Source organism: Streptomyces sp. NBC_00102 (assembly GCF_026343115.1).
GTDB lineage: Bacteria > Actinomycetota > Actinomycetes > Streptomycetales > Streptomycetaceae > Streptomyces.
In genome coordinates this window covers 1,738,022-1,761,065 of sequence record NZ_JAPEMC010000001.1, presented here as the reverse complement: position 1 = coordinate 1,761,065, position 23,044 = coordinate 1,738,022, and the positions used below count along the sequence as shown (strand labels likewise).

The following is a 23,044-nucleotide window of genomic DNA, read 5'->3' as shown; positions in this document are numbered from 1 at the left end:
TCTCCGCCCCCTCACCCACACCCACCGAAGGATCGTTCCGCCATGAGTCTCTCCCAGCGCGCCCTCACGGCCGCCGCCACCGTGTCCGTCCTGGCACTCTCCGTCACCGGCTGCTCCGACGGCTCCTCCGCCGATGGTTCCGCCTCCGCCGCCGGCGGAACCGCCAAGGTGCGCTTCGGGTACATCAGCGACTACAACGGCGCCAGCCTGCTCGCCATCGCCGACCAGCAGGGCCTGTGGAAGAAGGAGGGGCTCTCGCCCCAGTACAGCGTCTTCACCAACGGCCCGCTGCAGATCCAGGCGCTCGGCGGCGGCTCCCTCGACTTCGGCTACATAGGCCCCGGCGCGATGTGGCTGCCCGCCACCGGCAAGGCCAAGGTCGTCGCCGTGAACACCCTCGCCTACGCGGACCGGGTCATCGCCCAGCCCGGCATCAAGACCATCCAGGACCTCAAGGGCAAGAAGGTCGGCGTCCCGGCCGGCACTTCCGGCGAGATGGTCCTCAACCTGGCGCTCCAGAAGGCCGGGATGAAGCCGGAGGACATCACGAAGGTCCCGATGGACCCGGCCACCGTCGTCTCCGCCTTCGTCTCCGGGCAGATCGACGGCGCCGGCCTCTGGTACCCGCTCATCGACTCCATCAAGGCGAAGAAGCCCGGCCTCAACGAGGTCGGCTCCACCAAGGACTTCTCCGACAAGGCGTTCCCCACCGCGTTCGTCTCGGGCACCAAGACCGACAAGGGCCTCACCACCAAGGTCGTCAAGGTCCTCCAGCAGGCCAACGACTACCGGGCCGCCCACCCCGAGGAGGCGATCGACGCCGCCGCGAAGCTGCTGAAGGTCGACCGCGCCAAGGTCGCCGCCGACGCCGCCAACGTGAAGACGATGACCACCGCGGACCTGGTCGCGAAGACCGGTGACGGGACCGTCGCCTCCTGGCTGGACGGCCTCGGCGAGTTCTTCGTCTCCACCGGCCAGCTCAAGACCGTGCCGAAGTCGGACACGTACTACGAGGGCGACCTCTACACGAAGGCGTACGCCAAGTGAACCTGCTGTTCCTCATGACCGACCAGCACCGGGTCGACACCCTCGGCTGTTACGGAAACCCGCACGTCAAGACCCCGAACCTGGACCGGCTCGCCGCCGCCGGCACCCGCTTCGACCGGTTCTACACCCCGACCGCCATCTGCACCCCGGCCCGCGCCAGCCTGCTCACCGGCCAGGCCCCCTTCCGCCACCGGCTGCTCGCCAACTACGAGCGGAACGTGGGCTACCTGGAGGACCTGCGGGAGGACGTCTTCACCTTCCCGGCCGCCCTGCGGGAGCGCGACTACCAGCTCGGGCTGATCGGCAAGTGGCACGGCGGCACCCGCCGCAACGCCGCCTCCTACGGCTTCGACGGCCCCGACCTGCCCGGCTGGCACAACCCCGTCGACCACCCCGACTACCTCGCCTACCTGGAGGAGCGGGGCCTGCCCCCGTACCGCATCTCGGACCACATCCGGGGGACGGCACCGGCCGGCAACCCCGGGAACCTGCTGGCGGCCCGGCTGCACCAGCCGGTGGAGGCGACGTTCGAGTACTACCTCGCCACCCGCGCCATCGAGCAGTTGGAGAAGTACGCGGCGGACGGGCGGCCGTTCTTCCTGGCCACCCACTTCTTCGGCCCGCACCTGCCCTATCTGCTGCCCGACTCCTACTTCGACCTCTACGACCCCGAACTCGTCGAGCTGCCGCCGTCGATCGCGGAAACCTTCGAGAACAAGCCGCCGGTACAGGCCAATTACAGCGCGCACTGGGCCTTCGACACCATGCCGCTGGAGGTCAGCCGCAAACTCATCGCCGTCTACTGGGGTTACGTCACCCTCATCGACGAGCAGATCGGGCGCATCCTGACCCGCCTGGACGAACTCGGCCTTCAGGACGGCACGTCCGTCTTCTTCACCGCCGACCACGGCGAGTTCACCGGCGCCCACCGGCTGCACGACAAGGGCCCGGCGATGTACGAGGACATCTACCGCATCCCCGGGATCGTGCGCGTCCCCGGCGCGGCGCCCCAGGTGCGCGACGAACTCGTCAACCTCACCGACTGCACCGCGACCCTGCTCGACCTGGCCGGGGCCGACCCCTCCCAGGCCGTGGACAGCCGCTCCCTGCTCCCGCTGGTGCGCGGCGAACACCCCGACTGGGCACCGGAGCTGGTGGCCGAGTTCCACGGCCACCACTTCCCGTACCCGCAGCGGATGATCCGCGACGACCGCTACAAGCTGGTCGTCAACCCGGAGTCCGTGAACGAGCTGTACGACCTCGTGGACGACCCCCACGAGCTGGAGAACCGCTACGAGCACCCCGGGTCGACGGGCGTACGCGACCGGCTGATGCAGCGGCTCTACACGCTGCTGCGCGACCGCGGCGACAACTTCTACCACTGGATGACGTCGATGTACGACATCGGCGGCTCCGACATCGACGTGACCCTCAGCTCCTTCGAACCGGACGGCACCACCCCGACCGCACCGGCCCGTCCCCGCCCGGTGGGCGCGACGGCCACGGAGACCACGGAGACCCGATGAGACGCACCCGCACGACCGCACGGCCACACCGGCTGCCGCGCTGGGCAGCCCCCGCCGCGGCCCTGATCTGCCTGTTCACCCTGGCCACCGCCCCCTCCTACGGGGCCGACGCGGCCCACGGGCAGCAGAGCCGGCCCGCCGGGCAGGCCCGCCGTGCCTCCCAGACCGCTGCCGCCGCCCCCGCCACGTACACCAACCCCGTCACCACCGGGACCGTCGACACCTTCCCCGACCCCACGATGATCCGGGGCAAGGACGGCTACTGGTACGCCTACGGCACCCAGAACCCCGTCTTCCAGTCCCAGGGCGAGGACGGGGAGCGCATCCTGCCGATCCTGCGCTCCCCGGACATGGTGAACTGGACGTACGCCGGTGAGGTCTTCACCCCCGAGACCCGGCCCGCCTGGCTCCAGGGCTCGCGGCTCTGGGCGCCGGACATCCACTACGCCTTCGGGCAGTACTACCTCTACTACTCCGTCCCCGGCCGCGGCACCGTCGGCCTGGTCACCGGCCCGACGCCCACCGGCCCGTGGACCGACAAGGGCGCGGTGCTGCCCACGCCCAGCGGCTGCCCCACCGGCAGCATCGACCAGGCACAGTTCACCGACACCGACGGAACTCCCTACCTCTACTGGGGCAGTTACGACACCATCTGCGTCGCCAAGATGAACGGGGACCGCACCCGCGTCGAAGGCGCCGTCACCCAGGTCGCGCGCGGCCGGCGGGTCGAGGGCGGGTTCGTCGTCCGGCGCGACGGCTACTACTACCTCTTCTACTCGGACGCGGGCTGCTGCGACGGCGCCTACAGCGGCTACCAGGTGAAGGCGGGCCGCTCCACCAGCCCCACCGGCCCCTTCACCGACGACGAGGGCACCGACCTGATGGCCCTCGGCAGCAAGGGCGGCGTGGTCGTCGGAGCCAACGGCGACCGGTGGATCGGCCCCGGCCACAACGCCATCCAGACCGATCTCTCCGGGCAGGACTGGCTCGTCTACCACGGCATCCCCGCCGAGTCGCCCGACCTCGCCCCGGCCTCCGGCGGCACCCTCAAGCTGTCCCGGCGCCCGATGCTGGTCGACCGGCTCGACTGGATCGACGGCTGGCCCGTCGTCCGGGCCGGTACGGGCCCCTCGGACACCCCGACCGCCGCACCGGTCACCACCTGGAGCGCCGGCGGCACCTTCGAGACCGGCCTCACCGGCTGGCGCACCCAGGGCGCCACCCCGGCCGGCTGGACCACAGCCACCGAGACCGACGGCCACGGCTACGTCCGCTACGCACCCGCGACAGGCTCCACCGCCACCGGCTACCTGGTCTCCACCGGCACCGCCCCCGCCGCCGTCCGCGCCGAGGCGGACCTCCGGGTCACCGCCGACACAGGCGCGGCGGGCCTCACCCTCGCCCAGACCGACGCCGACAACCGGGTCGCCGTCTGGCTGGACCGGGCGAAGAACGCCCTGGTCACCGAGGTCCGCGTGAAGGGTGTCACCCAGCCGGACCAGGTGAGCGCCCTGCCCACCGGGTTCTCCTGGAACACCTGGCACACCGTCTCCGCCGAGATCCGGGGCACCCGGCTCACCGTGGAGGTCACCGGCGACCGGCTCCGCGACCCCGTCGCCGAGCAGACCCGCACCCTGCCCGCCGCCGCCGTCCACGCCGGATCGGTCTCCGCCGCCGCCAAGGGAGCCGGAGCCGAGGCCGACAACGTCGGGGCCACCGCGCTCTACACCCCCGTCACCCGGCGGGCCCCCGTCGCCCAGCCCGGAGCCCTGCTCCCCGCCTACAGCGACGAGTTCGACACCACGACGCTCCCCGGCACCACGGCCGAATCGGCCTGGAGCTGGGTACGCGGCCCCGCCGCCGGCACCACCACGGCGAACGGCGCGCTCTCCTGGCCCACCTCCAACACCGAGCTCTACCTCGGCGACAACACCGCCCCGGTCCTGCTGCGCCCCGCACCCACGGGCGACTACACGGTGGAGACCAAGCTCCACTTCACCCCCACCACCAACGCCCAGCAGGCCGGGCTGGTGCTCTACGAGAACGACGACCGCTGGTTCAAGCTCACCCACTCGGTGCTGCCGCTCAACAACGGCAACGGAGCCATGCTCCACGTCACCGAGTTCGGCAAGGAGGGCGAACGCCCCACCACCACCCCGCCCACCGCGGTCGCCAACGCACCGATGTTCGGCGGCCCGACCGCCGACACCCTCTGGCTGCGGCTCACCCACCACCTCGACACCGCGAACCAGGAACACGAGGTCCGTGCCTCCTCCAGCCGCGACGGCGTGCACTGGACGCTGAGCGGGGTGTGGACGCTGCCGGTCAAGGGCGACCTCAGGATCGGGCTCATCTCCGACAACCACACCGGCGCGGTGGCCGACTTCGACTACGTACGGACCTACGGGCCCGCCGCGGCCACCGTCGCACCGGCGAAGCCGGGGAAGTCCCGGCACGGCAACTCTCCCTCGGAGCCCGGACACGGGAAGCCCGCGGTGAAGCCCGGTCGGGCGAAGAGGTGACCTGACCACTGCCTCCGGCAGGTGAGGAGAAGCGCCCGCACCCCTCGGGGTACGGGCGCTTCTCCGCGTCCGGGGCCGCCCCGGAATTCCCGGTCGACCGGGGGCAGCCGGAGGTAGGGTCCCCCGATGCGCTCCCGACGACCCTGCCGGGCGCGTCGGTTCGCACGGACGACCAAGAAGAGGTGGGGATGGAAAACGAGTCGGGGACCCCTCCGGAGGGATGGCCCGAGAGCGCCTGGCCGTCCGGTACCCGGGTCCGGGTCGTCCAGTCCCCGGAGTGGGCCGGCCCCTGGCCCGTGGAGTTCCGCGGCACGGTCGACGACCTGTTCCCTCCGGCTCCGGTGGAGCACCCGGACGCGGCGGAAGGGGAGTTGGCGTACTGGATCCGGTTCGACCGTTCGCAGAGGGACAGCGAAGGCTGCGGACCCTACTACGAGGCGCGGATCTGGAGCAGGTATCTGAGGACCGAGCAGGACGGCTGACCTCGCGCCGTTGGCGTTCCCCTCACCCCGGGTACGGCTCCGGGCCCGCACCTGGTGGGGTGCGGGCCCGGAGGGCAGGCCGGGGGCCGGTTCAGGCCAGGGCCACGGACTGGGTGTCGACGACGGCGGGGGGTACGGCGAGGTCCGTGGGGGCCTTGGCCGTGCCCTTGGCCGTGTCGGCGGTGGTGGTGAAGAGGGCGATGGTGGAGCCGCGGCGCATGACGGCGATCTTCTCGGTGGTCTCGGTGCCGCTCCGGCCGGTGCGTCGGGTGATCCCGAAGCCCATGGCCTGGTCGGCGCCGGGGGGTGCCAGTTCGCGGGCCGCGGCGGTGACCTGGTGTTCGGTGCCGGAGACCTTGAGGGTGAAGCCGTGGGCGCAGGCGTCGGCGGCGTCGGAGAGTGCGGTCATCGCGGCGGTGGCCTTCTCCTCGTCCTGGTAGAGGGCGAGGGTGACCGTGGTGACGAGGCCCTCGCCGGTGACCCGGCGCACCACGGTGTCCTTCGGGGCGCCGAGGGCGGTGCCGGCGACCGCGCGGGCCAGGGGCCCGCACGGCTTGTCGGCCTGGACGTCCTTGGGCCGGGGGGCCTGGGCGCCGGTCGGGGTGGTGACCGTGGCTCCGGGGACGCTGTCGGTCTTCAGCGCTTTCGCGCCGAGGCCGCCGGGGCCGGTGGCGGCGGGGCTGGGCGCGCCCTGGCGCTGGATGCCCGCCCCGCCTCCGCCGCTGCTGCCGCTGACGGTGCATCCCGTCGCGAGGACCAGGGCCGCTGCCGACACCGCGCAGGCGGTGATCCGGCGGCCGGCCGGCCCACGTGCGTACCGCTTCATCGTGTCGTCCTCCGTACGGTCCTGGTCCTCGGGCGGGATGATCATCAGCCCATCGCCATCTTGTTCTCCCAGCCACCGCTGATGACGGTGGTGGGGGTGCCGCCCCAGGTGGCCGTGGCCTTGTAGAAGCGGACCGTACCGTCCGCCATGAGCGCCCAGATGTCGGGGATGCCGTCGCCGCTGACGTCCGGGGTGCCCGTCATCAGCGGGATGTTCGCCAGGCTCCAGCCCGTACCGAACTCTGCGTCCACTCCGGTCGCGGAGTTCACCGCGCTGGAGAGCGAGGTCAGGCTGGTGCCGCCCGCCGCGTCCGCCTTGCCGATGCGCAGCAGCAGCCGGTCGCTGACGAAGGTCCGGTAGACCAGGTCGGCGACGCCGTCGCCGTTGTAGTCGCCGACGTTGACGAGGTCGCGGTCGGCCCAGGTGGTGGCGGCAAGCCGGGTCGCGGTCTGGAAGGTGCCGCCGGTGTAGCCCGAGAAGACCCACAGGGCGTCACCGGAGGTCGCGAAGAGCTCCGGGCGCTTGTCGCCGGTGATGTCGCCGGTCGCGAGGATCTGGCTGAACGTCGACGGGTCGGGGGCGTTGGAGGGCAGCCACACCTCGGTGCGCTGGTCGACGTCCACGCTGCCGTAGCCGTCGCCGCGGTAGATCCAGAGCTTTCCGTCGCCGGTCCGGGCGACGACGTCCTGGATGCCGTCGCCGGGCAGGAAGTCACCGTTGTGGGTGATCAACGAGGGCTTTCCGGCCGCGTCGAGCCAGTAGGTGCCGCCGTCGGACACACCGTCCTCGTCGAGGTCGGCCTCCAGACTGATGCCGTCGTGGTGGGCGGCCTGGAGCGAGACGTGGATGTCGCCGGTGGTGGTGGCCGGGTAGAGGCGCAGGTCACCGGTGGCGTCGAGCAGATAGAGGTCGGCTACCCCGTCCCCGGTCACGTCGCCGGCCTTGTCCGCCGCGTCGCGCGGGGTGACGTAGAAGAGGTACTTCGTGGCGGTGGAGGAGGTGTTGCCGGAGGCGTCGGCGGCCTTGGCGTAGAGGATGTTGGGCCCGGAGGACAGCGGCGGGATCGCCACTGTCACGGAACCGCCGGCGGCGACGGTCGCGGTGGTCTTGCTGAGGCTGGACGAGTTCACCGAGTACAGGTACTTCACCGTGTCCGTCGAACCGGCCGCGCTGAAGGTGAACTTGCCGGTGGTGCCGAACTTGACCTTGCTCCAGTTGGTGCCGTTGCCGTCGTCCTCCGGGTAGTCGGTGGAGGTGATCTCCGGCGAGTTGGGCGCCGAGGAGTCGTAGACGAAGCCGCAGTTGGCGGTGGTCGGCGGCCCGTAGGTGGACGCGGCTCCCGACGAGTCGAGCGCCCTCACCCGCCAGTAGTACGTCTTGCCGTTGGTGAACTCGCTCGCCGTGCCGTCCGCACCGTCGATGACGACGCTCGCCGCACCGTTCGAGTCGACCGTCCGGTTCCCGTCGTAGATCTTGGTGGTGCTGCCGGACTGCCAGAGCTCGAAGTCCAGGTACTTCAGGTCGCCGTCCGGGTCGGAGGACTTGGCGGCCAGCGTCACGTCGCTCAGACCCACCGAGGGGTACGGGCTGACCGAGTCGCAGCCGGTGCCGGGGGAGATGTCGAGACTGGTGGGCTCGGCCGGCTTGCGGTTGTAGGTGATCACGATCTTCGGGGCGGACTCGCCCTCGGCCTTGAACTTCTTCCAGGAGTACGAGGAGTCCTCGGTGGTCGCCTGGAGGCCGATGGTGAAGTTGGTCCAGCCGCCGTCCGCCGCGTCCTGCGCGACGGACTTGCCGTCGTAGATCACGTACGAGTCCGGGCAGGAGGAGCTCCAGCCGTTGGCGAAGGACTTCGTGCCGATCTCCGCGGACTTCGACGGCGGGTTGTTCCACGTCGTGGAGGACGAGATGCCGCCGGTGCGCCAGACCTGCATCTCGCGGGCGGAGCAGGACCAGCTGTACGTCTCGTAGAGGCGGAGGTCGGCCTTGGTGACGGTGGCGCCCTTGATGCTGGACGTCCAGCCGAGCCGGAAGTAGGAACGGGACAGGCCGCCGGTGGTCGACTCGTAGCCGACGCGCGCCTCGGTGGTGCCGGTGTTGTAGTTGGCGCCGTCGTAGAAGCTGGACGTCGGGTACTTCTTGTACGTCGTCGTCCAGTTCTTCGTCTTGCCGGTGATCGAGGGGTCGATGAAGACGGGGAACACCGTCTTCTCGCTGGTCAGCAGCGCCTTGTCCGGCGTGATGGCCAAGGTGGCCTCGGCCGTCCCCTCACCCGTGAGGGCGGCGGTGCCCACCGCGCTGTGCGCCCCGATCTGCGGACCGGCGAGACCGGGCAGGTCGAGTACGTCCGTCGCGTCGGCGGAGCGGAAGGAAGCGCGGGAGACGGCTCCGCCCGAGCGGGCGGAGCCGTAGGACGACTGCTCGGCGGTACCGGCGGACGGAGCGTCCTGGGGCGCGGACGGCGAGGGGGAGGCGCTCTCCGGGGCGGCGGTGTCGTCGCTCTCGGGGGCGTCCGGGTCGGCCGGGGCCTCGCTGGACTCCGTGCCGGGCTCCTCGGAGTAGGACGGCGAGGGGTCGACGCCGGGCTCGGGGGCCTCGGGCGCGTCGGGGTCCTCGCCCTCCGTCAGGGCCGGACGGCCCGCGGAGTCCCAGAGGAACGGGGTCGGCGAGACCGCGATCTCCGCACCCGCCTCGTCCTGCGCGGTGACCGCGTGCGTCACCGCGTCCAGGTGGAAGGAGAGGTCCGGAGAGCTGAGGCGGTACGACAGGTCCGCGTCGGCCAGCGTCGCCGCGGCCTCGGCGTCGTGCACGACCAGGACGTGCGTGAAGCCGCTGTCCCGCGCGGTCAGCAGCAGGTCGACGCCGTCGAGCACGCCCGGGTAGAGGGCGGTGTCGCCGTCGATCCGGGGCGTCGGGAGCTCGCCCGGCCAGCTCATGGTGATCTCGTGACCGCCCGAGCTGAGGGTGACGAGATCCTGGAACGAGGCGGAGTCGTCGGCCACCGGCGTGACGGCCGAGGCGCGCGACACGGTGAACGACGCCTGCTTCGCCCCGCCGGAACCGCCCTTGCTCCTCCCGCCGGTGCGGGCGCCTCCGCCCGCCGAGAACACCACGGGGTCGGAGGCGGCCTTGGGCTCCCAACCCCGTTCCGTGCGGGCCAGGGTGGAGTCCAGCGGCTTCCAGACCCCGTCGACCTTCGCGCGTACCGGAGCGCCGTGCGCGGTGAGTTCGAAGCTGCCGTTCGGCAGCGCGAAGGTCGTGGAGGTGGCGTCGCGCAGGGCGGTCACCTCGACGCGCTTGCCGGTGCGGACGGCCTGCTTCTGCGCGCCGTTCTCGTCGAGCGGGGCGGTGGCGGGCGTGACCGGCGCGGCGGACTCCCGCACCGGGTCATCGGGGGCGGGCCCGAGCATGGCGAAACCGAGGCCGGCGGCGACGAGTGCCGCCACTCCCGCCGCGGTGCGCCGGACGGTTGCCCGGCTTGGTCGACGACGTTCCACGGTGCTGGATTCCCTCCCCCAAAAACGGCGCGCGTCATCCCCCGGAGGACATGTCCCGGCGGCTGTCCAGCCGTATTGACCCGGGCGTTCCGGAGTGCGTGCGCCGTCAACTTTTCAGTAGACCCCGCCCTTTGTCGGCTCCGTCCGGTGAACGGAGACCGTTTGTGAGAGGTGGGGCGAGTGAGAAGCATGCCGGACGGAGCACCGGGCATCCACAGATGTGGCCGTCCCGTGTTCGTCACCCTTCGTTCATCCCCTGACCCGCGCTGCAGTCGCCGAGCGGGGGCCATTCCCTCCCCGAGGGGCCTCGGGCCGGTGATGGAAGTCCGCATTTACGCATAAAACGGCACAAAAGGCTCTCTGGGATGTCCTGTGCATGTCGAGAACTCTGCTTTGTTCGCATAGCGGACGGTCTTTGACGTACTGGGCCCTCATTTCGCAATCCATGGCATAGGAACGGTAAAGAGAGGATGGCGGAAATTGTTGCGTGAGTGAAATCACCTGCTGGCTCCCTGATTTGACGAGTTGTGAATCCGTGCTCGAACATTCGGCGAATCAATTAGCCTTCGGCGCCGTGTGCTTACGCATGGATCGGCCGGTGGTCGGGATCGACTGTGGGGGGCCGCGGCCGTCGTGTGGGGATCGCTTTCATGGAGTGGCCGGGGGTATCTCCCCGGCACCGAGGAGCAGCGCCGTCGTCGGAGGCGAGCGCGCGTCGGCGTGGTCGTCGTCGCGGCGACCGCCGTGACGATCGGCATGCTGCCGAGCTCGTATGCCGTACCTCCGCCCAGCAGCCGCTCGGGCGTCGACCTCGTCGACCTGCCCAAGCCCGAACTCGCCGACGGTGAGGACGGTGGCGGTCTCGCCGACATGACGACGGCCGACGTGCCGCCGGCGGAGGACTACGAGCCGAAGAAGATCACCGCTCCGGAGGGGACCGGCATCACGACGCCGGCGACCGGGACGGTGGACGCGCTGACGCCGGGGGAGACCCAGCCGATCAGCACGTTGCCGATCGAGATCGGTGCTCCGGCCGAGGCGACCCCTGCGGAGACGACGGCGCTGGAGGGTGACTGGCAGGTCGCTCTGGCGAGCCAGGCCGAGTCCTCGGCCGCCGACGTCGAGGGCCTGGTCTTCACGGTCACCCCGCCGGCCGGTGCGACCGGCGACGCGGTGGTGGCGATCGACTACACCGACTTCGCGGAGCTGTACGGGGCGAACTGGGCGGACCGGCTCCAGCTGGTCAAGTTCCCCGAGTGCTTCCTGACCACGCCCGATGTCGAGGGCTGTGCGGAGCCGACCGAGGTGGACACCACCAACGTCGTCGCCCCGCAGGACACCGACGTCGAAGGTGACGGCGTCCTCGACGGTGAGCGCCGCATCGAGGCGACCCTCGACGTCGCCGACCTCACCGACACCGGCACCACGGTGACCACGGCCGAGGCCACCTCGACCGGCACGGTCTCCACCGCCCTGTACGTCAAGCCGACCTCCGGGTCGTCCCCGCTGACCCGGGTGGCGGCGCTGAGCGCGGCCTCCAACTCGGGCTCTTCGGTGTTCATGGCGACCTCGGCGGGCAGTGGCGCGAAGGGTGACTTCTCCGCGACTCCGCTGGCCAGCGCCGGTTCCTGGGCCGCGGGCAGCAGCTCGGGCGGGTTCACGTACACGTACAACCTCCAGGCGCCCAGCGTCCCCGGCGGACCGGCCCCGAGCCTCGCCTTCGGGTACAACTCCCAGGGTGTGGACGGGCGTACGTCGGCGACGAACAACCAGGCGTCGTGGATCGGTGATGGCTGGGACTACAACCCGGGGTCGATCACGCGGACGTACAAGTCCTGCCGTGACGACACCGAGGGCGGCAACAACGCCAAGCGCAAGACGAGCGACCTCTGCGAGGGCTCGGAGAACGCGACCCTGTCCCTGGGTGGTACGACCACCGAGCTGGTCAAGGACGACGACGAGACCGGCAACGAGTGGGTCACCGCCAACGGTGACGGCTCGCGGGTGCGGCTGCTGAAGGACACCTCGCTGGGCAACGGCGACTCCCTGGGCGAGTACTGGGAGGTCACCACCCGCGACGGCACGGTCTACTACTTCGGCAAGCACAAGCTCCCCGGCTGGAGCGACAACGGCACCGCCGCCGACGACCCGGTCACCAACTCCGTGCTGACCGTGCCCGTCTCGGGCAACCAGCCCGGCGAGGACTGCTACGACGCCGACTTCGCCAAGTCCTTCTGCACCCGCGGCTGGCGCTGGAACCTCGACTACGTCGTCGACACCTCCGGCAGCGCCATGTCCCTGTGGTGGGACAAGGAGAAGTCCCTCTACGCCCAGAACATGCAGTTCAAGAAGCCCGTCTCCTACGACCGGGGCGGCTACCTCAAGCGCATCGACTACGGCCAGCGCGCCGGCACCCTGTTCAGCGCCGCGCCGCTCGCCCGCGTCGACTTCTCGGTCGACGAGCGGTGCTTCGTCGAGGACGGCATCGCGTGCTCCGAGGAGAACTTCACCTCGGGCGACTTCGCGAAGAACCACATCTGGTACGACACCCCCGCCGACCTCCTCTGCGAGTCCGGCAAGGACTGCTACGTCCCGATCCCGACGTTCTGGACCCGCAAGCGCCTGGCCCAGGTGACCACCTTCACCCAGCGCACCGAGGGCTCCGCCACTCTGTCGAAGGTCGACTCCTGGACGCTGGAGCAGTCGCTCCCCGCGGAGCGCACCGACGAGGGCACCGCGCTCTGGCTCGACTCCATCACCCGCTCGGGGTACGGCACCGACGGCGAGTCCCAGGCACTGCGTCCGGTGACGTTCGTGGCCAACACGCAGCCGATGCCGAACCGTGTGCGCCGGGGTGAGAAGGACCCGAGCCCGACGTTCGACCGGCTGCGGATCGAGCGGATCATCAGCGAGTACGGCGGCGAGACCTTCGTCGACTACCGCGAGCCCACCGGCGCCTGCAAGTCCGGCTCCGGTTTCCCGGCGGTCGAGTCCAACACCGGTCTCTGCTACCCGGCGTACTGGCACCCGGACCCGGACAAGGTCGACGAGTCGATCGAGTGGTTCAACAAGTACGTCGTCGACAACGTCCAGGAACTCCCGGGCGTCAAGGGTGTCGAGCCCGTCACCACCTCGTACGTCTACGGCGACGACGGTGACACCAAGGGTGCCTGGGCGCTGAACCAGGCCGAGTTCTCGAAGAAGAAGACCCGCACCTACGACCAGTGGCGCGGCTTCAGCCGGGTCCGCACGGTCAGCGGCGCCGACTCCGCGGACACGTACGAAGGCAGCGCGAAGTCCATGTCGGACGTGCGCTACTTCCGCGGCATGGACGGGGACCCGCTGCCGGGCGGCTCCAAGCGCTCGGTGGTCGTCAACGACAACGACGGCGCCAAGATCGCCGACGACGTGGAGGCCCTCCAGGGCCGGGTCGCCGAGGAGCTCGACTACACGGCGAACAACGGCACCCTGGTTTCCCGGTCCGTGGACTACCCGAAGGTCGTGGAACTGGCCAGCCGGGCCCGCGATGGCGGCATCCCGGCCCTCAAGGCGTACCGGGTGCTGGACGACCACACCATCACCACCACGCGCTCCTCGGGCACGTACGACGTGAACGAGACGCGGCAGTGGCGGTCGCTGCGCACCAACACCACGTACGACGACACCTACGGTCTGCCGCTCACCGTGGAGTCCCTCGGTGACACCGGCAAGAGCGGCGACGAGTCGTGCTCGGTCCTCAGCTACGTCCACAACACGTCGAAGAACCTGATCGGCCTGGACAAAGAGACGCTGACGACGGCGGGCACCTGTGCCGCCGCCGCCACCGCGCCGGTGTCCGCCCGCATGGCCGGTTCGCGCGTCGCCTACGACGACCTGGCGTTCGGCGCCACCCCGACCTCGGGCGCGGCGACCACCACCTGGTCGCTGGACGGGGCGGGCAGCGCCTGGCAGCAGACGGCGAAGCTCACCTACGACTCCCTCGGCCGGGTCCTGACGACCACCAACGCGAAGAACGAGACCGAGAAGACCACCTATACGCCGTCCACCGGCCAGGTCTACTCGATCACCGAGGAGAACGCGAAGCACTACACGTCCACCACCTACCTGGAGCCGGCGCGCGGCACCACGCTGAAGGAGGTCGACGCCAACGGGCGCACGACGCTCTACCAGTACGACGCGCTGGGCCGCACCACCGCAGGGTGGGGCACCTCGCAGGAGGCCACCGAGGCTCCCTCGGTGAAGTTCACCTACAACACGGCCCCCGGTGAGCCGGTCAACGTCATCAGCTCCACGCTGAAGGACAACGGCACCGGCTACGACGACTCCGTCGTCTTCTACGACGGTCTGGGACGTGAGCGTCAGCGCCAGGAGCCCGCGGTCGGCGAAGGCCGCCTGATCACCGACACCATCTACAGCGCCAACGGCACGATCGCCCGTACCAACAACGGCTACTACGCCGAGGGCGAGCCGCAGTCGGTGATGTACGAGGTCGACTCCGACTTCAAGATCCCGAACGCGACCCTCTACAAGTACGACGGCCAGGGCCGCGTCCTTTCGGAGACTCCGTACATGGCGGGCGCCACCGTGGCCGCCAAGGCGACGAACTACCAGTACGGCTACGACTGGTCCACCGTCATCCCGCCGACCGGCGGCGCCGCCCAGCGCAGCTGGAGCGACGCGCTCGGCCGGACCGTACGGGTCGACACCTACACGGACGCCGCACGCAGCGCGTTCCGGTCGACCACCTACGGCTACGACGCACGCGGCGACCAGGTCGAGGCGAAGGACTCGTCCAAGAACACCTGGTCCTGGACGTACGACGCGCTCGGCCAGCAGCTGACCTCCACCGACCCGGACACGGGCACGAGCAGCACCACGTACGACGTGCTGGGCCGGGCCGAGACGGTCACGGACAGCAAGCAGAGCAAGATCTGGGTGAAGTACGACGAACTCGGCCGGACGGTCGAGCAGCGGAAGGACTCGTCCTCGGGCGAGCTGCTGACCTCGGCCACCTACGACTCGGTCATCGGCGGACTCGGCCAGCCGGCCACCACCACCCGTTACACCGACGGACTGCCGTACACCAACACCATCACCGGATACGACGCCGACTACCAGCCGACCGGGACCAAGCTGACGCTGCCGGCGACGATCGCCTCGCAGTACGGCTTGCAGGAGACGTACGCCTATACGTACGAGTACAGCAAGTCCGGCCAGCTGAAGACGGCTTCGCTGCCCGCGGCGGGCGGTCTCTCCCCGGAGAAGATCGTCACCCGGTACAACGAGGACGGGCTGCCGGTCTCGACATCGGGTATCGACTGGTACAACGCGGACACCGACTACAGCGTCTACGGCCAGGTCCTGCGCGCGGTCACGGGTGAGAACCCCAACCGTGTCTGGACCTCCAACCTGTACGACGAGCGCACCGGTGAGCTGACGAAGTCGTACACCGACCGCGAGTCCACCAGCGACACCTCCACCGTCCTCGGCAACCGGGTCAACGTCCGTTCCTACGGGTACGACGCGGCGGGCAACGTCACCAAGATCGAGGACGCGGTCGACTCCAAGACCGACCGCCAGTGCTTCAGCTACGACGTGCTCGGTCAGCTGACCCAGGCGTGGACGGCGTCCGACACCGCGTGTGCGGTGACGTCCACCGGCACGCCGAGCGCGCCGACCATCGGTGCGGACGGGGACGGTTACCACAAGTCGTACGAGTACGACGCGATGGGCAACCGCAAGACCGAGGTCGACCACTACCTCGGCGCCCCCGGCACCACCACCACCGTGCTGGACCCGGCGAAGGACGCCTCCACCTCCTACACCTACGGCAAGGCGGACGGCACCCAGCCGCACACCCTGACCGGGATGTCGTCCACCTATCTGACGGACGCCGGAGCCAAGGTCACCGAGGCCTCGACCCGTACGTACGACAAGACGGGCAACACCGAGACCCGGACCGACGGCGGCGACCAGCAAGGTCTGACCTGGACCTGGGACGGCAACCTGGAGACGGTCACCGGCTTCGGCGAGAGCGGTTCCGGTCCCTGGGTCGGGCTGTCCGGCAAGTGCATCGACCTGTCCTCGTCCTCGACGGTCGCGGGCACCGCGATCCAGCTCTACGGCTGCAACGGCACCCGGGCCCAGAACCTGAGGATCGAGGGCTCCACGCCCACCGACTCCTCCAAGGGCGCACTGAAGATCATGAGTCAGTGCGTGGTGCCGAAGGACGGCGCCACCGCCGACGGCACGGCGGTCGTGATCGCCGCGTGCACGGGGGCCGCGGCCCAGCAGTGGACGACGGCCGACGCGGGCCACAAGCTCAAGCACGTCGCTTCCGGCAAGTGCCTGGTCGTCCCCGGTGCCAACACGGCCGCGGGTACCGATCTCACGCTCGGCACCTGTGACGCGAGCGGGGCCGCCCAGTCCTGGGCCCCGGCCAACGAGACGAAGTACATCTACGGGCCCTCAGGCAACCGCCTGATGGCGGTCACCGCGAGCACCCGGACCCTGTACCTCGGCGACACCACCATCTCGGTCAACGTCGACGGCACGCCGAACTTCTCGGAGCGCTACTACCAGCAGGCCGGCGGCCCGCTGGTGATGCGGTTCAAGCAGGGCGGCGGCGCCGACCAGTTGTCGATGCAGGTGACCGACCAGAACGGCACCGCCTACATCAACGTCAAGCTCGCCGCCGGCAACGCGGTGAAGTTCGACAAGACGGACGCCTTCGGAGTCGCCCGCAAGGAGAACGCCAACTGGCTTTCCCACAAGGGCTACATCGGTGGTGACGACGACAACGCCACCGGCCTGATCCACCTCGGGGCCCGTGAGTACGACCCCGAGACCGGCCGCTTCATCTCCGCCGACCCGGTGCTCGACCTGGCCGACCCGGTGCAGATGAACGGGTACGTCTACTGCGAGAACAACCCCGTCACCTACGCCGACCCGAGCGGCATGATGATGGACTCCGTCGGTGGAGGCGGCGGAGGTGGCGGCGGTGCCGAGACCGCTGAGGAGGCCTGGGCCAACCAGCAGGTGAACACGTCGATGGCCGACATCATCATGAATGTCGGCTGGGCGGTGTTCAAGGAGTTCATCGGCTGGAACGACGTCGTCAGCTGCTTCTCCCGCGGCGACATGTGGGCCTGCGGCTCGCTGATCATCGACGCCATTCCGTGGACCTCGGTCTTCAGCAAGGGCAAGAAGATCTGGCGCGCGGTCGAGAAGACCTTCAGCGCGATCAGTGCCTGGCGCAAGGCCCAGGAGAAGGCCCGCAAGATCATCGCTGCGGCCAAGGCGGCGCGCGCCGCGGCCAAGGCGGCCAAGGCGGCGGCCAAGGCGGCTGCCAAGAAGGCCGCACAGCTGGCGAAGAAGAAGGCAAAGGAAGCGGCCACCCGGGCGGCGAAAAAGGCGGCCGAGAAGACAGGAAACGCAGCCCAGAAGGCCAAGAGGGCTGCCGCCAAGGCCAACGAAAAGGTCAAGAGCGCGGCGCAGAAGGTCTCCCGGAAGTCCAAGAAGGAGAACGGCAAGGACGGAGTCGACGAGAGCGCGCCCGCGGGGGAGAGCTGCTCGAAGCCGAACAGCTTCGTTCCGGGCACCTTGGTGGTGATGGCCGACGGGTCGACCAAGCCGATCGAAAAGGTCAAGAACGGCGACAAGGTCCTCGCCACCGACCCCGAGACCGGTGAGACGACCTCCGAGACCGTCACCGCCGAGATCAAGGGTGAGGGCTCCAAGCACCTGGTCGAGGTCACCATCGACACCGATGGCGACAAGGGCGACAAGACCGCCTCGGTCACGGCGACGTACAACCACCCCTTCTGGGTCGAGGCCGTGGGGAAGTGGCTCGACGCCACGGACCTGAAGCCCGGTCAGTGGCTCCGTACCAGCGCCGGCACCTACGTCCAGATCAGCGCGATCGATCGCTGGACGGCGCCGGACGCCACCGTCCACAACCTCACCGTCAACGACCTCCACACGTACTATGTGCTGGCGGGTACCGCGCCGGTACTCGTGCACAACTGCGACACTGCTCTCGACGCCGCCAACGCCGAGGCGGAAAGAGTCGCTGATCTGACGAAGTCACAGCGCCCCAACACGATCGAGACGCTGAAGATCGGCGATGGGGAGCCCATCCTCGCGCACAGCGACGGGGGTGCCGGCGACCGCCAGGTTCATCCCGTGGTGCAGTCCATCCTTGATTCGGTTCCTGTTCTGAACAGAGGGAACAACCACGGAGGATGCGGGCTCGTGGAGTGTCTCACTCAGGCTCTGAACTCCGGTCAGGATCCGACTGGTGCCACGGCAGCCTCAGTCGTGGGGCGAGCAAGAGGGAATAAGAATTTCATGCTGGGGATCGGTCCGTGCGACAGCTGCAAGGCCCTGGTCAAGCATTTCGGTATCGAATTCGAGACGGGGTGACGGATGGACGTGTTTGCCGCGGACGTGGAGAGCGTATTGCGTCGGTCCGGATGGTTCCCCGGACGAACGGTGGGAATCGAAGGCTACAAGGAAGAACTTTCCGGCTTCACCTGGCATGAGGCTGCGGAGAAATTTCTTGGGGAGTTCGGCGGGATCTCCGTCGATGTGCATGGCGCGGGACAGTCGGTCGCGAGGGAACCCTTCGAGATCGATCCGGAGCTGGCGATCGGCGAAGAGGGCAGGTTCGAAGAGCTCTCGCAGAAATTCCAGCGAAAATTTTTTCCTGTTGGAGAAATCGGACGTGGTGAGTTTTTTATCGCCATCGACGAAGAGGCGGTTCTGTATCTGGTCGGGGTGTGGGCATTCCGGCTGGGTGTGTGTACGGAAGGCCTCACCAGCATGATCAGGGGAGTCAAGGCTGTGAAGCTGGAAATTCCTGACCGGTAGCCGCAGCGGTTGCGTTCGGGAGGGATCGGCGGGATCGTCGCTCAGGCGGTACTGAGTCGGTTCTGCCCCCGTCGATGTGCAGCCGCTGAGACTCCGGAGAAACAGTCGACAAGCCCCGCCGGGACGTCCTCCGGCGGGGCTTGCCGTGTTTTCGGTCAGGCCTCTGTTCACCCTGCCTCGGCCCCCGGGCCGGTTTCTGCCCCGGGGGGAGTCTTCACGCGCCGATCCGCCGGGTTCACGAAGAGCCCGCGGCGATGACAGAAGCCCCGTCAGGTGCGTCCTGACGGGGCTTCCGCGCGGTGCGGCGGCGGAGGTTGGCGGCAGTGCCGAATCAGACCTCCGATCTGCTGTCCGGAACCTCAGTGCACCGGCACGACCGGCGGCTGCTCCTCGCCCTCCTCGGCGAGGCGCTCCAGACCGCTCTTCGTCTTCAGCGGCTTCTCCTTGATGAAGATCACCGCGATCAGCGCGAGCAGCGCGAAGGGCGCGCCGGCGAGGAAGACGGAGCCCGTCGCCACCCCGTACGCGTTCTCCACGATCACGCGGGCCGACTCCGGCAGGGTCGTGAGGTCAGGGATCGCCCCGTCACCGCCGCCCGACGCGGAGCTGCCGAAGCCCTTCTCCAGCTCCGAGGCGACCCGGTGGCTGAGCACCGCGCCCAGCGCGCTGGTGCCCACCGCGCCGCCGAGGCTGCGGAAGAAGGAGAGGGTGGAGGTCGCGGCGCCCAACTCCGCGGCGGGCACGTCGTTCTGGGCGGCGAGGACCAGGTTCTGCATCAGCATGCCGACGCCTATGCCGAGGACGGCCATGCAGGGCGCGATGACGAGGAAGGACGTGCCGGCGCCGATGGTGGAGAGCAGGCACATGCCGGCCGTCATGATGATGCCGCCCGCGACCAGGAACGCCTTCCACTTGCCGCGCCGGCTGATGAGCTGCCCGGCGACGGTCGTCGAGACCATCAGGCCGAGGATCATCGGCAGGCTCATCAGGCCGGCGATCGTCGGGGACTTGCCCAGCGAGATCTGGAAGTACTGCGAGAGGAAGACGGTGCCGCCGAACATGGCCACACCGACGAGGAAGCTCGCCACGGTGGTCAGGGAGACGGTCCGGTTGCGGAAGATGCTCAGCGGGATCATCGGTTCCTGGACCTTCGACTCGACCAGGACGGCGAGCGCGATCAGGGCGGCACCGCCGAGGACGAGCGCGGCCGACGGGCCGGAGACCCAGTCGAACTTCGAGCCGCCGAGGGTCACCCAGAGCAGGAGTGCGCTGACCCCGGCCATGATGAGGAAGGCGCCGAGGTAGTCGATCTTCGCCTCGCGGCGGACGACGGGCAGCTTGAGCGTCTTCTGCAGGAGGAAGATGGCGAGCAGTGCGAACGGTACGCCGATGAAGAAGCACCAGCGCCAGCCGAGCCACGAGGTGTCGACGAGCACGCCGCCGATCAGCGGTCCCGCGACGGTGCCGACCGCGAAGACGGCGCCGAAGATGCCGGAGAACTTGCCGAGTTCACGCGGCGGGATGATCGAGGCCATCACGACCTGGGCGAGCGCGGTGAGGCCACCGGCGCCGATGCCCTGGAGCACCCGGCTGATGATGAGCACGGTGACGCTGTGGGAGAAGCCGGCGACGAGCGAGCCGACGACGAACATCGACAGGGAGAGCTGGAGCAGCACCTTCTTGTCGTAGAGGTCGGAGAGCTTGCCCCAGACCGGCACGGTCGCCGTCATCGCGAGCAGCTCGGCGGTGACCACCCAGGTGTACGAGGACTGGCTGCCGTGCAGGTCGGTGATGATGCGCGGAAGCGCGTTGGCGACGACCGTCGAGGCGAGGATGGCCACGAACATTCCGGCCATGAGCCCGGACATGGCCTGGATTATCTGGCGGTGGTTCATGGATGAGGACTCCCGGGTTTCGGGCGTCACGGCAGCGGACATCGGCTGGCGTACCTCTTGTTCCTGATGGTGCGGCCGTTCCTCGGGGGAGCGGCGGACGGGCCGGCCCGGGTCGGGACGGCGGGGGTGTGGGGTGGTCCGGCGGGCCTATCGGTCGCCGAGACCGGCGGCGAGTTCGTCGAACGCCTCGTCGTAGTAGGTCAGGAAGGCGCGGGAGCGGCCGGTGGCGGTCCAGATCTCCACCGCCGCCCGGACGGCGGCGACGGCGGCGTGCACCAGCAGCCGGGGGCGCAGGCCGGTCTTGGCGTCCTGGCCGAGGCGTTCGGCGACCGCCGCGATCAGCGCCTCCTCGTCGGCGCCGCGCGCCGCGAGGAAGCGGGGGAAGAGCGCCGGGGTGCGGTCCAGCACGGTGCACTGGAGTTCCCACCGCTCCGGCGCGTCCTCGATGTGGGCGAGTTCCTCCCCGAGGACCTGGCGCAGTACGGCGAGCGGGCCGAGGTCCGCGGGCGCGGCGAGGACCGCGGTACGGGTGCGTGCGGCGCTGTCCGGGTCCGGGACGAGGATCGCGTCCTCGAGATGGGCGAAGTAGTTGAAGAAGGTCCGCACCGAGACCCCGACGGCCGCCGTGACCGCTTCCACCGTCACCTGGTCGAGCCCGTGCTCGACCGCCATGCGCAGGGCCGTGTCGACCAGGGCGTCACGGGTCGCGCGCTTCTTGCGCTCGCGCAGGCCGGGCGGCGGAGGGGGAGAGGAGGTCACGAAGGTGCATGCTATGCAAAAGTGCACAGTCTGCAAAGTTCATTCTTTTCGGGCCGATCCCCCGCTCCGGCCGATGAGTTCCCGGCGCGTGGACCGTCTACCTCTCCGAAAGCGCACGGAAGCGGAGCCAGGACGGCCGAGGCATCGGACAGGCTCCGAAGCGCCGCGCGGACCGCCGCCGAACCCCGGCGGCGGCGAAACGGAGGAGTGGGACCACCATGGACAAGATGATCTTCGTGAACCTCCCGGTGAAGGACCTCGACGTCAGCAAGGCCTTCTTCGAGAAGCTCGGTTACCACTGCAACCCCGGTTTCACCGACGAGCACGCCGCCTGCGTCGTCATCAGCGACACGATCTACGCCATGCTGCTCACCGAACCGCGCTTCAAGGACTTCGCCACCAAGGAGATCGCGGACGCACGGAAGACGACCGAGGTCATGCTCTGTCTGAGCGCCGAGAGCCGCGCCGAGGTGGACGAGACCGTCGACACGGCGCTGGCCGCCGGAGGCTTCCCGGCCGGCGCCACCCAGGACTACGGCACGATGTACGGCCGCTCCTTCCAGGACCCGGACCACCACGTCTGGGAGGTCATGTGGATGGACCCGGCCGCCGTCGCCGAACGCTCCTGACCTCCCCGGAGCGTCAGAGCCCCGGGTAGGTCACCCCGGTGAGCTGCTGGGAGGCCGACCAGAGCCGCTCGCCCGCCACGTCGTCCCGGGTGCGCCGGGCCCGCCAGGACGGGGCCGGCGCACCGCGCCACCCCAGCCGCCCCGGTCCGGTGAACGAGTCGGGGCGCACTCCGGGCGCCGTCGCCGCGTACAGCACGGGCAGCGCTCCGGCCGTGGCGGTCTGCGCGAGAAGCAGGTTGCCGAGCCCTATCACCCGCTCCCTGAGGGGCCGCTGCTCCAGCCGGGGCGCCGCCGTCGCCAGGTTGGTGGAGGCGTACCCGGGGTGGGCGGCGGCTGCCACGATCGGCGAACCGGACCGCGCCAGCAGCCGCGCGAACTCGTGGACGAAGAGCAGGTTGGCCGACTTGGACGCGCCGTAGGCGATCCAACGCCGGTAGTGGTGCTCGCTGTTGAGGTCGCCCATGTCGATGTCGGCCAGAGCGTGCAGCCCGCTCGACACCGTCACCACCCGGGCTTTGCCGGCGGCGCGCAGGGCGGGCAGCAGCAGTCCGGTGAGGGCGTAGTGCCCGAGGTGGTTGACGCCGAACTGGGTCTCGAAGCCGTCCGCGGTCCGCCCGTACGGGAGGGCCATCACGCCCGCGTTGTTGACGAGCAGCTCGATCCGGTCCGGGGCGTGCGAGGCCGCGAACTTCCGTACGGAGGCCAGGTCCGCCAGGTCCAGCGGGGCGAACGCCACGTCCGCCCCGGAGACCGCCCGCCGGATGCGCTCCGCCGCGACGCCGCCGCGTTCCTCGTCGCGGCAGGCCAGCAGTACCCGGGCACCGTGCCGGGCCAACTCCCGTGCCGTGACGAGGCCGAGACCGCTGTTGGCCCCGGTGACCACGGCCGTGCGGCCGCTCTGGTCGGGAATGTCGCGCGTGTTCCAGCCCTGGATCATGCGCCCCAGGGTACGACCGGCGGGCACGGCCGTACGGTCCGGCACCCGCAGGG

12 protein-coding genes are annotated in these 23,044 nt (G+C 69.7%); 7 read left to right on the top strand and 5 right to left on the bottom strand.

Annotated features, from left to right (window positions below):
- Window positions 1-42: 42 nt before the first annotated feature.
- From OHA55_RS07815 to OHA55_RS07800, 4 genes are all read left to right on the top strand, one after another.
- The gene (locus OHA55_RS07815; protein WP_266704099.1) at window positions 43-1,047 is read left to right on the top strand and encodes an aliphatic sulfonate ABC transporter substrate-binding protein; all 1,005 of its coding nucleotides are present in this window, start codon (window positions 43-45) and stop codon (window positions 1,045-1,047) included.
- The gene (locus tag OHA55_RS07810; protein ID WP_266704097.1) at window positions 1,044-2,573 is read left to right on the top strand and encodes a sulfatase-like hydrolase/transferase; all 1,530 of its coding nucleotides are present in this window, start codon (window positions 1,044-1,046) and stop codon (window positions 2,571-2,573) included. Before OHA55_RS07815 ends, OHA55_RS07810 begins: the two co-directional genes overlap by 4 nt.
- Complete coding sequence (locus OHA55_RS07805; protein WP_266704095.1) at window positions 2,570-5,095, top strand: family 43 glycosylhydrolase; 2,526 nt, start codon at window positions 2,570-2,572, stop codon at window positions 5,093-5,095. Before OHA55_RS07810 ends, OHA55_RS07805 begins: the two co-directional genes overlap by 4 nt.
- Before the next feature lie 188 nt (window positions 5,096-5,283).
- Window positions 5,284-5,577 (top strand): ferrous iron transport protein A, encoded by a 294-nt coding sequence (locus OHA55_RS07800; protein WP_266704093.1) that lies wholly within the window; start codon window positions 5,284-5,286, stop codon window positions 5,575-5,577.
- 91 nt (window positions 5,578-5,668) lie between these two features.
- Here OHA55_RS07800 and OHA55_RS07795 read toward each other — a convergent pair whose 3' ends face one another.
- Window positions 5,669-6,448: a hypothetical protein gene (locus OHA55_RS07795; RefSeq protein ID WP_266704091.1), complete on the bottom strand. Its 780-nt coding sequence runs from the start codon at window positions 6,446-6,448 to the stop codon at window positions 5,669-5,671.
- A complete protein-coding gene (locus OHA55_RS07790; RefSeq protein WP_266704089.1) occupies window positions 6,448-9,900 on the bottom strand; it encodes a DNRLRE domain-containing protein in 3,453 nt (1,150 codons plus the stop codon). Before OHA55_RS07790 ends, OHA55_RS07795 begins: the two co-directional genes overlap by 1 nt.
- 720 nt (window positions 9,901-10,620) lie before the next feature.
- On the opposite strand from OHA55_RS07790, the gene OHA55_RS07785 reads away from it, so the two are divergent.
- The gene (locus OHA55_RS07785; protein ID WP_266704087.1) at window positions 10,621-18,324 is read left to right on the top strand and encodes a polymorphic toxin-type HINT domain-containing protein; all 7,704 of its coding nucleotides are present in this window, start codon (window positions 10,621-10,623) and stop codon (window positions 18,322-18,324) included.
- A gap of 3 nt (window positions 18,325-18,327) precedes the next feature.
- Window positions 18,328-18,771, top strand: coding sequence for an SUKH-3 domain-containing protein (locus OHA55_RS07780; protein ID WP_266704085.1), 444 nt, complete (start codon window positions 18,328-18,330; stop codon window positions 18,769-18,771).
- Window positions 18,772-19,130: 359 nt separating this feature from the next.
- Here the strand turns inward: OHA55_RS07780 and OHA55_RS07775 are convergent, their stop codons facing one another.
- Together OHA55_RS07775 and OHA55_RS07770 are read right to left on the bottom strand one after the other, a co-directional pair.
- On the bottom strand, window positions 19,131-20,708 hold the full coding sequence (locus OHA55_RS07775) for an MDR family MFS transporter (RefSeq protein ID WP_266704083.1): 1,578 nt from the start codon (window positions 20,706-20,708) through the stop codon (window positions 19,131-19,133).
- Between the two features lie 105 nt (window positions 20,709-20,813).
- The gene (locus OHA55_RS07770; protein ID WP_266704081.1) at window positions 20,814-21,425 is read right to left on the bottom strand and encodes a TetR/AcrR family transcriptional regulator; all 612 of its coding nucleotides are present in this window, start codon (window positions 21,423-21,425) and stop codon (window positions 20,814-20,816) included.
- Between the two features lie 218 nt (window positions 21,426-21,643).
- On the opposite strand from OHA55_RS07770, the gene OHA55_RS07765 reads away from it, so the two are divergent.
- The gene (locus tag OHA55_RS07765; RefSeq protein WP_266704079.1) at window positions 21,644-22,054 is read left to right on the top strand and encodes a VOC family protein; all 411 of its coding nucleotides are present in this window, start codon (window positions 21,644-21,646) and stop codon (window positions 22,052-22,054) included.
- A gap of 13 nt (window positions 22,055-22,067) precedes the next feature.
- Here the strand turns inward: OHA55_RS07765 and OHA55_RS07760 are convergent, their stop codons facing one another.
- Window positions 22,068-22,991 carry an oxidoreductase gene (locus tag OHA55_RS07760; RefSeq protein ID WP_266704077.1) on the bottom strand — a complete coding sequence of 308 codons (924 nt, stop codon included), beginning with the start codon at window positions 22,989-22,991 and terminating at the stop codon, window positions 22,068-22,070.
- Window positions 22,992-23,044 lie beyond the last annotated feature (53 nt).

Excerpts from the sequence above, each read along its gene's own strand:
- OHA55_RS07815 (WP_266704099.1), top strand. The coding sequence starts at position 43 with ATGAGTCTCTCCCAGCGCGCCCTCACGGCCGCCGCCACCGTGTCCGTC.
- OHA55_RS07760 (WP_266704077.1), bottom strand. The coding sequence starts at position 22,991 with ATGATCCAGGGCTGGAACACGCGCGACATTCCCGACCAGAGCGGCCGC.
- OHA55_RS07765 (WP_266704079.1), top strand. The coding sequence starts at position 21,644 with ATGGACAAGATGATCTTCGTGAACCTCCCGGTGAAGGACCTCGACGTC.
- OHA55_RS07780 (WP_266704085.1), top strand. The coding sequence starts at position 18,328 with ATGGACGTGTTTGCCGCGGACGTGGAGAGCGTATTGCGTCGGTCCGGA.
- OHA55_RS07805 (WP_266704095.1), top strand. The coding sequence starts at position 2,570 with ATGAGACGCACCCGCACGACCGCACGGCCACACCGGCTGCCGCGCTGG.
- OHA55_RS07775 (WP_266704083.1), bottom strand. The coding sequence starts at position 20,708 with ATGTCCGCTGCCGTGACGCCCGAAACCCGGGAGTCCTCATCCATGAAC.
- OHA55_RS07795 (WP_266704091.1), bottom strand. The coding sequence starts at position 6,448 with ATGATCATCCCGCCCGAGGACCAGGACCGTACGGAGGACGACACGATG.
- OHA55_RS07800 (WP_266704093.1), top strand. The coding sequence starts at position 5,284 with ATGGAAAACGAGTCGGGGACCCCTCCGGAGGGATGGCCCGAGAGCGCC.